We start from the raw sequence: 13,097 nt of genomic DNA, 5'->3' as shown, positions 1-13,097 counted from the left end.
GTGGTTCTCGAGACCGTCCGACTAACTTTCCTGCGGCTCTTCGCACGAGAGCCCGGAACTCAGCCCGGCGCAGCGATGAATGACAGAATAAACAGAAGAAAGAATACGTGTCCAGAAGAAAGAAGGAGCGGGGCGGAGAATTACTCTCGAAGGAAATAGCAATGCGCTCGATTCCCGCTCGCGGCGCGCTTCCCGGAGTTGAACCCTACGGGCTGCAGAGGGCGATGCTGCTGCGCTGGAGGCCGCCGGTCTCGTCAGCGGCGAGAAGGTCGACGTGGTGGACATCAACAACGGGGCACGGCTGTCCACGTACGCCATCGAGGGAGAGCCCGGATCAGGTGTCATCGGGATCAACGGGGCGGCCGCCCGGCTGGTCTCCCCCGGTGCACCGGCACCGGGGCCGACCTCGCGGAGCCGGTCGCCGGCACCCTGCGCGGCGAGTTCGTCCGCTGAGCGAAGCGGCGAGTGAGGAGAGGGCCATGACCAGCACCGCGTCCGCGCCGAGAGGCACCGTCCACCCATGGTTCCGGGACACCGACCGTCCTGATCCGGCGTCCTTGCGGCGGCTGTCCGCCGCCGAGACGCATGAACTGCTGCACCGGGAGCTGGCGGGGCTGAGTGTGCCGCTCGACGGCCCGCTGCCGGCGCAGCCGTTCGTGGTGCCGCAGCAGTCGTACGAGGAGCTGTTCGACATCGCCCGTACGCTGCTGGCTCTGGTACGCCGGGCGGTCCTCGCACTCGACGGTGGCTGGCCGGGCCGTATCGAGGCGCTCGGCGCGGACCCGGACGACTATCCGCTGCTGTCCGGGCAGGACAACACCGAGACCGCGTACTGCTCCATGATGGCCCGCCCGGACATCGTCATCGGGGAAAACGGCCCGCAGCTGCTGGAGTTCAACGTCGGCGGCACCTTCGGGGAACCGAACGAGACCCATGGTCTGACCGAGGTCTGGCAGCACACCCACCGTGAACGCTTCTTCGGATATGACCCGCTGGAGACCCGGGTACGGGCATTCGAGGACGTGTGCGCGAGCCGCCGGCTGCCCAGGGCGATCGCGATCATCGGAAGCCTCGGGGATCTGCTGGACACTGCCGACATCCGCTTCCAGGAACGCGAACTGGAGCAGTTCCGCCGCCGCGGCTTCACCGCCGACTTCCTCGAACCCGACCGGCTGCCCGAGGCACTCGGCCGCCCCGGTAGCCTGCGCTACCCGCTCGGCCTGCGCAACTTCGCCCCGGCCGACTGGAGAGAACGCGGTCAGAGCCTGCGACCTGTGCATGACGCCCAGCGCGCGGGGCTGCTGCTGCTTCCGCCGCAGAGCAGCGGTCTGCTCGCCAACAAGAAGGCCCTCGCGCTGGTCTCGGAGGGCCTCCCCTGGATGACCCGCGCCGAACGCCGACTCGCCGAACGGCATCTTCCGTGGACCCGTATCACCATCCCCGGCCGTACCCGCCGGCACGGTCAGGAACACGAGCTGCCGCCGCTGCTCCTGGCCCAGCAGGAGCGGTTCGTCCTCAAGAAGGCCATCGGCATGATGGGCCGCGAGGTCCTCGTCGGCCGCTACACCGAGCCCGCCGACTGGCGGCAGGCGGTCGAGTCGGCCTTCGCCGCAAGCGACAGCATCGTCCAGGAGTACGTCGAGCCCGCCACCTGCGCTCTCGAACTCACCGACGGCACCCGCACGTTCACCGCCCAGGTCGCCCCCGTACTCAGCCCGATGCTCTTCGGCAACCGGCCCGGCGGATGCTGGGCACGCTTCCTCACCGACGGCGCCAGTGGGTCCGCCTCCCGCGGTGTGATCAGCGTCGGCGGGGCCGGCGCATCGGAGAACGCCGTGCTCACCTGGGCCGGCCCGACTGAGCGCCCTGCCGCCGGTACCGAGGAGGAGGGCCGGTGATCCGACGACAGAGCCCGCCCACGCTCGTCGTCGTCGGCACGGGCTCGCTCGCCCGCGCCGTGTGTATGGCACTGGCCCGCACCCCCGCGGCGCAGGGCCCCGGCCAGGTGCATGTCCTTGGCCGCGACAGCCGGCGTGCCTCCTCGGTCTGCTGTCCGGCGCGCGCCGAGGCGGCACTCTGCCGGGTGCCGCGCCGGTTCCTCCCCGGTGAGCTGGACTCCGACGACGCGGTTCTGAGGGAGCGGCTGGCGGCGGTGGGGCCGGGCACAGTGCTCGTGTGCGCCTCGTGGCACTCGCCGTGGGAGCGAGACCGTACGCCGTCCGCCTGGACGAGGGTGCTGGACCGCTGCGGCTTCGCCGCGACCCTGCCGCTCCAGGCGGCCGTCGCCCTGCGCGTCGGCCGCGCACTCCAACAGATGTACTCCCAGGCCCAGTTGGTCAACGCCTGCTATCCGGATGCGGTCAATCCGCTGCTGTACCGGCTCGGACTTCCGGTCGTGTGCGGGGTGGGCAACGGAACGCTGATCACCACTTCGGTACAGACGGCGCTCGGCCCGGCGGCCCGGCGGGGCCTGCGGGTGCTGGCCCACCATCGCCATCTGCACCGGCCCGACCACCCGGACGACGAGGCCAGGGTCTGGCTCGGCAACCATGAACTGGGCGGTGTCGGACAGCTCCTGGCCCAGCAGCGCGGCGTACCGCGCGAGGCACTCAACCCGGTCACCGCGCACACGGTGGCCCGCTTGCTCACGGCGCTGCACGGCGGCCCCGAGCTGCGCACCGCCGTGCCGGGACCGCAGGGGCTGCCCGGCGGATATCCCGCGCGGGTCTCGCGACGGCGGGTCGAACTCGATCTGCCGCACGGTCTCACGCTGAGCGAGGCCGTCGCCTACAACGAGCGGCTCACCTTCGCCGAGGGGGTGCGTATCGCCCCGGACGGGGATGTGGAGTTCGCGCCCTCCGTTCAAGACGCGCTCCGGCCCCATCTGCCCCAGTTGTGCGAGGGCTTCCGCGCGAAGGACACCGCCCGGGCTGCGGCACAGATGTGGCAGGCGGCGCAGCTGCTGCGGCGCCGGGAGGATCCGGCCGATGCCGTGTACGCACGGAATGCCGCGAACGGCGATGAGGGGTGACGCGGATGGGGAACGGGCTGCTGGAGGGCCGGTGGATGCTGGTGACGGGCGTGCTCAACCGCTTCTCGCCGGCCTTCCACACCGCCGCGCTCGCTCAGACCGAGGGGGCCACGGTGGTGCTCTCGGCTCCGGGGGCCACGGCCGGCCACACCGCGCGTACGGCCGCGCGGCTGCCTGCTCCGGCCCCGGTCGTGGTGCTGGATGTGACGTCCACCGACGGTCCGGCAGCGCTGCCGGACCGGCTCCGCAGCCATGTGGACGGGCTCGACGGCATTCTGCACGCGATCGCGTACGCGCCTGCGGAGGCGATGGGCGGCGGCTTCCTCACGGCCGGCCGGCCGCAGGTGCGCAGGCGCTGCAGTTCTCCACGTACTCGCTGCAGTCACTGACCGCGGCCTGTCTTCCGCTGCTCGGCCGCGGCTCGTCCGTCGTCGGCCTGGACTTCGACGCGTCCGTGACCTGGCCCGACTACGACTGGATGGGCGTCGCCAAGGCGCACCCTCGAGTCGACGGCCCGCTATCTGGCGCGGGACCTCGGCCCGGCCGGCGTCACCGTGAATCTGGTGGCGTCGGGTCGGTCCGTACGCTCGCGGCCCGGGGAGTTCCCGGAGCCGAGTCGTTCGAGGCGCTGTGGGCGAAGCGCGCCCCGCTCGGCCGGGACTCGTCCGACCCGGAGCCGGTGGCCCGGGCGTGCGTCGCGCTGCTCTCCGACTGGTTCCCCCGCACCACTGGGGAGATCGTGCATGTGGACGGCGGCTTGCATGCCACCGGGGCGTGAGCTGTCAGCGCGCCCGCAAGGCGCGCTCGATACCTCCGCCGGCTCCGGCGCCCACTCCTACCCGGACGGGCTCGGACGAGACCTCCAGGTCGAGTGAGGATTCCAGCATCGCGCGCTGCAGATGCTGGAGCCGGGGGGACGGGTCGAGGCCCAGCTCATGAGAGAGGACCGAACGCAGCCGCTGGTACACCTCGAGCGCGTTGCCGCGCCGTCCGGAGCGGTACAGCGCGAGCATCAGCTGCCCCTGGGTGTCCTCGTGCATCGGATGCTGGGCGGCGAGTCCGGACAGCTCACCCACGAGTTCGTGGTGGCGTCCGAGCCGCAGATCGGCCTCGATGCGCTGGTTGAGGATGCTCAGGCGCGACTCCTCGAGCCGGGTCGCCTCGATCTCCAGCAGCGGTCCGCACTGTACGTCGACGAGTGCGGGGCCGCGCCACAGGGCGAGCGCCCGGCGGAAGGAGTCGGACGCCACCGGGCAGTTGCCGCTCTCCAGGGCGCGATGCCCGGTCCCGGCGAGCCGTTCGTACTCGGAGACATCGACCACCCCGCCCTGGGTGTCGAGCAGATAGCCGCCCGACTCCGTGACGAGGATGCTCTTGGCGCCGTTCGGCAGCTCGGGCCGGAGGGCCCCGCCGAGTGCGGCGGCTATGAGGTTGCGCAGCTGAAGAATGTAGGTCTGCAAGGTGGTCTGGACGCTGCGTGGCGGGGCTTCACCCCACAGCTCCTCCACCAGCGAGCCCACCGAGACCACTTGGTCCGGGTGCATGGCGAGCAGGGCGAGGACCTTGCGTGGTTTGACTGCAGTGGGGACGACAGAGACTCCCGACTGGATGACCCGGCAGGGCCCCAGCACGCTGATGTCCATATCCGCTACTCCCTTCGAGGCGTTGAAGCTCAGGCGATCGGATGTGGTGCGAGATGGCGCAGTTGTGCCGCGAGCAAGGTGGGCAGCTCGGCGTCACGGACGAAGAAGTGACCGCCCGGTACCGTCCGCAGATCGAAGTCGGCGCTGGTGTAGCGGCGCCATGCGGCGACCGCCGGAGCGGTCGCGACCAGGTCTTCGGCACCCGCGCAGGCATACAGCGGGCTTGGCAGCCGTTCGCCGGCCCCGTCCCGCAGGCTCCGTGCGAGCTGGAGATCGTCACGCATCGTGGAGAGCAGGATGCTCAGCCACTTGGGCCGCTCGAAAAGATAGGGCGGCAGAGTGCCGTACCGCGCGAGCGCGGCCAGCAGTCCCTCGTCGGGCAGATCCGACTGCTCGACGAGCGGGGTGGGCAGATGGGGCGCGGCACAGGCGCCGACGCCGACCAGCAGCGGCGGCCGCTGACCGGCCCGGACCCGGTGGAGTGCGAACCGGTAGGCGACCAGGGCGCCGAGACTGTGCCCGTAGAAGGCGTGCGGCACATCGAGCAACGGGCCGAGATATGTGTCGAGTTCGGCCAGCAGCTGTCCGGAGTCGGTGATGCGCGGCTCCCGCAGTCTGGTCTCCCGGCCCGGCAGCCGTATGGGAAGGACCTGCACGTCCGCCGGGAAACGGGCGCGCCAGCGGGCGAACGTCAGAGCTCCGGCGCCCGCATGATGGAAGCAGAACAGCCGCAGCGCCGGGTCCGGCAACTCCGAGATTCCGGGCGATACCGCGAGATAGTGGTTCACGCCGCCTCCTCACACCGCACCGGTTTCGACTACGCGGGTCCCGATCGTCACGACCACCACTGGAAGGCCGCTTGATCAGAGCTGGAGTGAGGTGGAGCGGGTTCACCGGGGTACGGCGTCAGCCGGTGAGAACGCCGGCACCACCCGGGCGGCAAGAGCCGCTCCACACTTCCATGGCTTCCTCACCGCGGAGGATTGCCTGGTGAAGCCGCTGAATTCGGGGAGAAGGCTCAAGGCCCAGTTCCTCGATCAGGGTTTCGCGAAGGCGCTTGTAGGCGATCAGCGCGTCGGATGACCTGCCGTCCGCGCAGTAGGCGAGCATCTGCAGCGCCCGCAGACTCTCGTTCAAGGGGTGGCGTTCGCACAGCGCGCACAACTCACCGAGCACTTCCCGGTGCCTGCCGAGCCGTACATCCGCGCCGATGCGTCGCTCCAGCGCGCCGAGGCGGCTCTCCTGCAGGCGGGTCACCTCGATACCCAGATGCCGCCCATGGGGTACGTCGGCCAGCGCCGGGCCGCGCCACAGCTCAAGAGCCGCGGTGAGACTGCTCGACGCGGCAGCCATGTCGCCGACTTCGAAGGCGGTGTGGCCGGCACAGGTGAGCCTGTCGAACTCCAGGGCATCGACATCGGCGGGATCCGCGTCGAGCAGATAGCCGCCGTGCCGTGTCACCAGCACGTTCTTGTCCCAGACCCCCGTCGTTTCGGGAATCGCGGCACGCAGTCTGCGGCGCAGTTGCAGGATGTAGGTCTGCAGCGTGGTGGGCGCGCTGCGCGGCGGGCCCGCGCCCCATAGCTCTTCCATGAGGACCGGGACGGGCACGATGTGCTGCGCGTTGAGGGCGAGAAGAGCCAGGATCTGCCGCGGTTTGGAGGCGCTGGGAAGGACCGAGACTCCCGCGGCCTCGCCGCAGAGAGTTCCCAGTACTTCGACGCGCACTCGGCGCCCCCTGTTCGGCATGGCCTTTTCCTCACCCCGTCGGACAGCTCCTCCGGCGAGAAGCTGATTCACGGAGGGTCCCATGCAGCACATGTGCAGAAACAGTGACCAGCTCATAACCCACGCATGGAGATCACCTGGAACGGGCCTATGAAATCTTCACATCCAGGGAGATGACGCCTCCACTGTTCGATTCAAGTCACCCGACAGCACACTGCTCTCGTATGCGCAGCCGAACATCCGCAGGGGAAACATCCGCCCGGCACCGTTCACATCACGATGGGAGCACGATGATGTCTGGTTACGCGTCCAGCGGAACCGCAGCTCAAGGGGCCTGCACCACCTCCGTGGAACACGACTGGCGTTTCGCCGAACTCGTCGCCCGGAGCTTTCTGCAGCCGGAACTCGCCCTGCGGTACGCGCTGGAGCCGCGCAATGTTCTCGCCGAATTCGGCATTCCGATGACACCGGAAAGCACCGTCCCCGCGCTGCCGGCGGAGGCCGACATCGAAGTCACGATCACCAACCTCAGCTCCTCGGGGGAACCGGACGCCGCGCACTCCGTGCGTGGGGCGGTACGTGCCTGCATCTGCTTCACCGAGCAGCCCTACCCCCCTGTGCCGGCAGCTCGACAGGGCGCCGTCGGCACCCTGCCCGTGTGAGCTGCACATGGATTCCCTATGGCCACGGATCGGGTTCAGGAGACATCTCACCACCGCCGTCATACCGGGCGAGGCGACCTATCTGGTCTCCGAACAGGGTGTCACCGCGATCGAGGGCGACGCAGTAGCAGCCATCGCTCCTCTACTCGACGGCAGCCGGGACCTGCCCGCCCTTGTGCGGGACACTCAGGGACTGCTGTCGCCCACCGAACTCGGCAGTCTCCTGGGGAAGCTGACGCAGGCGAATCTGGTCACCGGGTATGCCGCGCCGCAAACCGAATCGACGGACCAGGACGCATCGGCGTACTGGGAAGCCGCCGGTCTGGAGGCGACGCTTGCCGGAAGGGCGCTGACCGAGGGCCGGGTCCGATTGCTGGACCTGGGTGACGTCGGCGGGCCGACCGCCCGGGACGCCTTTTTCACCGCCGGGGTCGCGCTGAGCGGCCCCGGCGGCTGTGATCTGACGGTCGTCCTCTGCGACGACTATCTCCTGCCTCAGCTGCATGACATCGACAAGGAACAGCGCCGTAGCGGACATCCGTGGCTGCTCGCCAAACCACATGGCGTCGAACCATGGATCGGGCCGGTGTTCCAGCCGGGCGAAGGGGCCTGCTGGAGCTGTATGGCCTACCGGCTCAAGCACCACCGCCAGCCGGAACAGCTCGTTGGACAGGCGCTCGGCATGTCGTCGCCGCCGACGCCGCCACGCGCGACCATCGCCGCGAGCCGCTCGCTGGCCCTGCAGGCGATCGCCGTGGAAGCCGCCAAGTGGGTTGCCGGCTACCGCGACAAGAGCCAGCTGACCATACGAGTTCTGGACACTCTTCAGCTCGCCGTCCGGGCACATCCGGTCGGTCGGCGGCCGCAATGCCCCGAATGCGGTGACCCGCGGCTCGTCGGGGACCGCGTGCAGCAGCCCATCACCCTCGCGTCGCGGCCCAAGAAGACCTTCAGCGGAAACGGTCACCGGGCCCTGACGGCCGAACAGGTCATGGAACGCTACGAGCACCTGGTCGGCACGGTCACCGGAGTGGTCAGCTCGCTGCACCGCGCGCCCGGCGGTCCCGACTTCCTCAACGCGTACCGCTCAGGGCCCAATCCGGCGTGGACCGCGCGCAGTCTCGCGGCGTTCCGCTCCGGATTGCGCAGCCAGAGCGGTGGCAAGGGGGTCACCGCTCTGGATGCGAAGGTCGGCGCGCTCTGCGAAGGGGTGGAGCGTTACTCCGCAACGATGCACGGGGACGAGCCGAGGATCCGCGCCAGTTTCAAGGAGCTGGCCGGGGAGGCGATCCACCCCAATGAGTGCCAGCTGTACCACGAGCGGCAGTACACCGACCGACTGCAGTGGAACGCCGTACAGCCACCGTTCCAGTACATCTGCGACCCGTTCGACGAGAAGGCGGCCGTCGACTGGACGCCGGTCTGGTCGGTCACCCACGGCAGGCACCGGATGGTGCCGACCGGGATGCTCTACTTCGCCCCACCGCCCGCCAAGGGCCCCTGCTTCACCGTGGCCGACTCCAATGGCAACGCGGCGGGCAGCAGTCTCGAAGACGCCATCCTGCAAGGCTTTTTCGAGCTCGTCGAGCGGGACTCGGTCGCGCTGTGGTGGTACAACCGCACCTCACAGCCGGCGGTGGACCTGGACTCGTTCCCCGACCCCTGGATCGACGGGATGCGTGCCGAGTACTCCTTGCTCAAACGGGAGTTCTGGGTGCTCGATCTCACCTCCGACCTGGGCATTCCGTCGATGGCCGCTATCTCGCGCCGGACCGACAAGCCGGAGGAGGACATCATGTTCGGCTTCGGCTGCCACTTCGATCCCGATATCGCACTCCGGCGCGCACTCACCGAGATGAATCAGCTGCTGCCCGCCGTACTCGAGGCGCCCGCCGAGGACGACTTCGCCCTCCTCGACTGGTGCACCCGCCGCACACTTGCCAATCAGCCCTATCTGGGCCCCGATCCGACGGTCCCGGCGAAGCGCCGTACCGAGTACGGCTACACCCTGCGCCCGGACCTCCTGGACGACGTCCATGCCGCGGAGCAACTGGTCCGCGCACACGGCATGGAGCTGCTGGTCCTCGATCAGACCCGGCCGGATCTGGAGCTCCCGGCAGTGAAGGTTCTGGTACCCGGATTGCGCCACTTCTGGACACGCTTCGGTCCCGGCAGGCTCTATGACGTACCCGTGCGTCTGGGGCGGCGCACCACGCCGATTCCCTACGAGGAACTCAATCCGATACCGCTGTTTGTCTAGTAATGACAGTCACGCCCCCGTTGCACTCGCCTAGGATCTGAAACCACGCTACGCAGTGCAACGGGGGGTCACATGCTTGACGTGAATCGAACCCAGGAGAGACAACACTTGCACAGCGCAGACCACCGCGATCCAGCCATGTACGGTCGCGATGGAGGGGATGCGGGACTGGCTCCCAAGATCGCCCTGGGCATCCTGCTGGTTGCTCTCGGCGGCGTGCTGGCCGCTGCGACCCTGCATCTGCTCACCGTGCAGCAGAGCTTGTTCCAACTCATCGCGGGCGCGCTGGCCCTGCTCGGGATGTTCGCGTGCCAGGTGGTGCTCTCGGCAACCCGCCGGGTACGGCTCAAGCGCAGACAGCAGTACTGGATCCTGGTCATCCAACTGGCGCTGAGCTATCCGCCGATCCTGCTGATGGGTACCGCCTGGGTGGGGATCACCGGCTTTCTCACCGGATCACTGCTGCTCGTCCTGCGCTCACCGTGGTCATGGGTGTGCTCAGGACTCACCGTCGCCACCACCATGGGCCTGACGACGACCTGGTCGGGCAGGACCTACCTCGACGCCACGTACATCGGCGTCTCCACCATCACGACCGCGAGCCTGGTCTACGGACTGACCTCGCTCTCCGAGATGGTGCTCAAACTGCGCAGCGCACAACAGGAGATCGCCCGGCTCGCGGTGGAACAGGAGCGGCTGCGCTTCGCCCGCGATCTGCACGATCTGCTGGGATACAGCCTCTCGGCGATCACACTCCGCAGCGAGCTGACGCTGCGGCTGGTCGATCAGCATCCGGCGCGGGCCCGCGAAGAGCTCTCCACCGTGCTGGAGATCTCCCGTCAGGCCCTCGCCGACACCCGGCAGGTCGCCCGCAGCTATCGGGACATGTCGTTCTGCGCGGAACTCGCCTCGGCCCGCTCGGTGTTCGGCGCGGCAGGCATCGGCATCGAGGTCGACTCCACACTGATGGACCTGCCCGACCGGGTGGGCACGGTGCTGGCGACCGTACTGCGGGAGGGGATCACCAATATCCTGCGGCACAGCACGGTCCGCCGCTGCCGCATCTCGGCACGGGATATGGGCAATGGCACGGTGGTGCTGCATGTGAGGAACGACGGGGTCGCCCGCAGCTCCGGCGATCCGGCCTCGTACGACGGCAGCGGAATCGGCAATCTCTCCACCCGTGTCAGCGCGATCGGCGGGGAACTCACCGCCGGTGTACGGGCGGACGGCTGCTTCCATCTGGAGGCGAAGGTGCCGCTGGACTGCGGAGAGAGCCGGAGGGCGCACCGGCCGGCCCTGGTCCTCATGGACAAGCAGATCATTTAGGGCGGGCGCTCAGAGCCAGCCCTGCTCCCGGGCGATGCGGATCGCGTCGACGCGGTTGCGCGCGCCCAGTTTGGTGACGACTGTCGTCAGATAGTTCCGTACGGTCCCCACGGTCAGATACAGCCGTCCCGCGATGTCGGGCGCCTCGGCCCCGCCCGCGGCCATCCGCAGCACCTCGGTCTCCCGGGCGGTGAGGGGATTGTCCCTGGCCGCCCAGGCGTCGAGGGCGAGCTGCGGATCTATCACCCGCTCGCCCGAGGACACCCGCCGGATCGCGTCGGCGAGTTGGCTCGGCGGCGCGTCCTTGAGGATGAACCCGGACACCTGGGCCTCCAGCGCCCGGCGCAGGTTGCCGGGTCGGCCGAGTCCGGTGAGGATCAGGGTGCGGCAGGACGGCTGTTTGGCATGGACCTCGGCGGCGGCGGACAGCCCGTCGATACCCGGCAGATCGATGTCGAGCACCGCCACATGGGGATGGTGCTGCAGCACCGCGGGCAGAATGTCACGTCCCGTTCCGACCTCCGCCACTATCTGTATGTCGGCCTCGAGGTTGAGCAGGGCGACCAGTGCTCCCCGCACCATGTGCATGTCCTCGGCAAGGACCACTCTGATCATGTGCGATGGATCCCGCAGCACTCGGCCTCCCCCAACCCGCCGTCAGCGAAGGCCGAGGATACCTCTCCGACCCGTCCTGAACACCCGCTCGAGCACATCCCGAGTACCAGGTCGGACGGTGTGGTCATGCCTCAGGACTCCGCGGTGCGCAGGTACCCGCCCCCTCGTCACTCGGCGACCGACCTTCCGGAGGAGTACGCGCGGCTGCGCCGCGACGCCCCGGTGTCCGACGTCGTCATGCCCAGCGGCGACGGAGCATATCTGTTCTGCCGCTACGACGATGTACGTACTGTCCTCTCCGACGCCCGGTGCAGCAGAGCGGCCACGGTGCTTCCCGAGTCGCCGAAGCTCACAGCCGTCCCGTTCGACGCGGGCGGTCTTTTCACCATGGACCCGCCGGAGCACACCAGGCTGCGCTCCCTCGTCTCGAGTGCCTTTACGGCGCGCCGGGTTGACCTGCTGCGGCCCCGTATCCAGGAGCTGGCGGACGGCCTGCTGGCGCGGATGGCGGATCAGGGTGGCCCGGTCGACTTCAACGAGGCCTTCGCCTTCCCTTATCCCGTTGCCGTGATCTGCGAGTTGCTGGGTGTGCCCTTCGCCGACCGGGAGCTGTTCCGGGGCTGGTCGGACGCGGTGCTCTCGCTCACCGCGCACACGCCCGAGCAGATGCTGGAGCGCAAGCTGGCGCTCGTCACCTATCTGCAGCATCTCGTGGCCGAGAAGCGGCAGCAGCCCGGCGACGACCTGCTCAGCGCGCTCGTCCAGGTACGGGACGAGAACGGCCCGCTGACCGAGCACGAGCTGATCACCATGGCGATGACGCTGCTGATCGCCGGGCACGAGACGACGGTGGGGGTGCTGGGCACTTCGGTGTTCACGCTGCTGCGGCACAGCGGCGGCATGGGTCTGGTGCCCGCGTCGCCGGAGCCGGCGGCCACGCTCGTGGAGGAGCTGCTACGGATCAATCCCATCGGGGACGGCGGTCCGCTCAGGGTCACCACGGCCGAGTTCGAGGTGGGGGGCACGGCCGTGCCGGCGGGCAGCGCGGTCATCGGAGCGATCTGCTCCGCCAACCGGGACGAGAGCCGGTTCCCGGACGCGGACCGCTTCGTTCCGGGCCGCCGGGACGCCCCGCATCTGGCCTTCGGACACGGCCCGCACTACTGCCTGGGCGCACCGCTGGCACGGGCCGAGCTGCAGATCGCCCTCGGCTCGCTGGCCCGCCGCTTCCCCTCGCTGCGACTTGCCGTGCCGTTGGAGGAGGTCCGGATGCACACCGGGCTGCTGGTCAACCGGCTGGAGTCGCTGCCGGTGAACTGGGGCTGAGGAGCGAGGAGTTCAGTACCGCAGACCGTCGGGCCTGCGGGGCCCGTACCCGAAGGCGCGGTCGACGGCGATATGGCCCAGCCAGCCGAGCCCGGCGACCGCGAAGCGCCGGCGGCGGGTGAGGGCCGCGAGCGTGAGCAGGGCGGCGGGTACGGCGGGCGAGTGCAGCACGTTGTAAGGGCGTACGGCGTAGGAGGGCAGACGCTCGAAGGCGGGCGCGGCCGCGATGCCGTAGAGCAGGGCGATGTCGGGGAGCACGGCGGTTGTCCAGAGCAGATGGCTGCGGGCCCCGCCGAGGCGCGCGCCCGTGACGAGGGCGGCCACGCCGACGACGCCGCTGAGTGTCCGCCCCGCGGGGGCGTGGTAGGTCCAGCCGGAGCGTTCTCCCACTGGGGCTCCGCCCCAGACCCCGCGCCTCAATCGCCGGCGGGGCTGAAATTCAGCCCGTCCGGCGATTGAGGACACTCCCCCTACGCCCTGCGGGCGTGGGGGGACCCCCTGAA

The 13,097-nt window shown here is 69.3% G+C and carries 11 protein-coding genes and 2 pseudogenes; 8 read left to right on the top strand and 5 right to left on the bottom strand.

Annotated features, from left to right (window positions below):
* Positions 1-223: 223 nt before the first annotated feature.
* The 4 genes and pseudogenes from OG735_RS35040 to fabI form a co-directional block, all read left to right on the top strand.
* Positions 224-385: pseudogene (locus OG735_RS35040) on the top strand (aspartate 1-decarboxylase); the annotation flags it as partial.
* Between the two features lie 94 nt (positions 386-479).
* A complete protein-coding gene (locus OG735_RS35035) occupies positions 480-1,898 on the top strand; it encodes a hypothetical protein (RefSeq protein WP_327327147.1) in 1,419 nt (472 codons plus the stop codon).
* A complete protein-coding gene (locus tag OG735_RS35030; protein WP_327327146.1) occupies positions 1,895-3,031 on the top strand; it encodes a hypothetical protein in 1,137 nt (378 codons plus the stop codon). The genes OG735_RS35035 and OG735_RS35030 overlap by 4 nt, the downstream gene beginning before the upstream one ends.
* 5 nt (positions 3,032-3,036) lie before the next feature.
* Positions 3,037-3,809, top strand: a pseudogene (gene fabI / locus OG735_RS35025) (enoyl-ACP reductase FabI).
* A gap of 4 nt (positions 3,810-3,813) precedes the next feature.
* Here fabI and OG735_RS35020 read toward each other — a convergent pair.
* The 3 genes from OG735_RS35020 to OG735_RS35010 form a co-directional block, all read right to left on the bottom strand.
* Complete coding sequence (locus OG735_RS35020) at positions 3,814-4,674, bottom strand: AfsR/SARP family transcriptional regulator (protein ID WP_327327145.1); 861 nt, start codon at positions 4,672-4,674, stop codon at positions 3,814-3,816.
* A gap of 29 nt (positions 4,675-4,703) precedes the next feature.
* On the bottom strand, positions 4,704-5,462 hold the full coding sequence (locus OG735_RS35015; RefSeq protein WP_327327144.1) for a thioesterase II family protein: 759 nt from the start codon (positions 5,460-5,462) through the stop codon (positions 4,704-4,706).
* A gap of 118 nt (positions 5,463-5,580) precedes the next feature.
* Positions 5,581-6,402 carry an AfsR/SARP family transcriptional regulator gene (locus tag OG735_RS35010; RefSeq protein ID WP_442812638.1) on the bottom strand — a complete coding sequence of 274 codons (822 nt, stop codon included), beginning with the start codon at positions 6,400-6,402 and terminating at the stop codon, positions 5,581-5,583.
* Between the two features lie 347 nt (positions 6,403-6,749).
* On the opposite strand from OG735_RS35010, the gene OG735_RS35005 reads away from it, so the two are divergent.
* From OG735_RS35005 to OG735_RS34995, 3 genes are all read left to right on the top strand, one after another.
* Entirely contained in the window at positions 6,750-7,064 is a 315-nt protein-coding gene (locus OG735_RS35005) for a hypothetical protein (RefSeq protein WP_327327142.1), read from the top strand.
* A 7-nt stretch (positions 7,065-7,071) separates the two neighbouring features.
* Positions 7,072-9,324 (top strand): TOMM precursor leader peptide-binding protein, encoded by a 2,253-nt coding sequence (locus OG735_RS35000; protein WP_327327141.1) that lies wholly within the window; start codon positions 7,072-7,074, stop codon positions 9,322-9,324.
* A gap of 138 nt (positions 9,325-9,462) precedes the next feature.
* Complete coding sequence (locus OG735_RS34995) at positions 9,463-10,653, top strand: sensor histidine kinase (protein WP_327327140.1); 1,191 nt, start codon at positions 9,463-9,465, stop codon at positions 10,651-10,653.
* 9 nt (positions 10,654-10,662) lie between these two features.
* Here OG735_RS34995 and OG735_RS34990 read toward each other — a convergent pair whose 3' ends face one another.
* Complete coding sequence (locus OG735_RS34990; RefSeq protein ID WP_327327139.1) at positions 10,663-11,268, bottom strand: response regulator transcription factor; 606 nt, start codon at positions 11,266-11,268, stop codon at positions 10,663-10,665.
* Between the two features lie 126 nt (positions 11,269-11,394).
* Between OG735_RS34990 and OG735_RS34985 the strand changes: the two genes are divergently transcribed.
* The gene (locus OG735_RS34985) at positions 11,395-12,594 is read left to right on the top strand and encodes a cytochrome P450 (protein ID WP_327327138.1); all 1,200 of its coding nucleotides are present in this window, start codon (positions 11,395-11,397) and stop codon (positions 12,592-12,594) included.
* Between the two features lie 12 nt (positions 12,595-12,606).
* On the opposite strand, the gene OG735_RS34980 is transcribed toward OG735_RS34985, so the two are convergent.
* Positions 12,607-12,984: a DUF4260 family protein gene (locus tag OG735_RS34980; RefSeq protein ID WP_327327137.1), complete on the bottom strand. Its 378-nt coding sequence runs from the start codon at positions 12,982-12,984 to the stop codon at positions 12,607-12,609.
* Positions 12,985-13,097: the final 113 nt, after the last annotated feature.

The organism is Streptomyces sp. NBC_01210 (assembly GCF_036010325.1).
In the GTDB taxonomy this organism is placed as follows: Bacteria; Actinomycetota; Actinomycetes; order Streptomycetales; family Streptomycetaceae; genus Streptomyces.
This window is presented reverse-complemented; position numbering and strand designations above follow the sequence as displayed.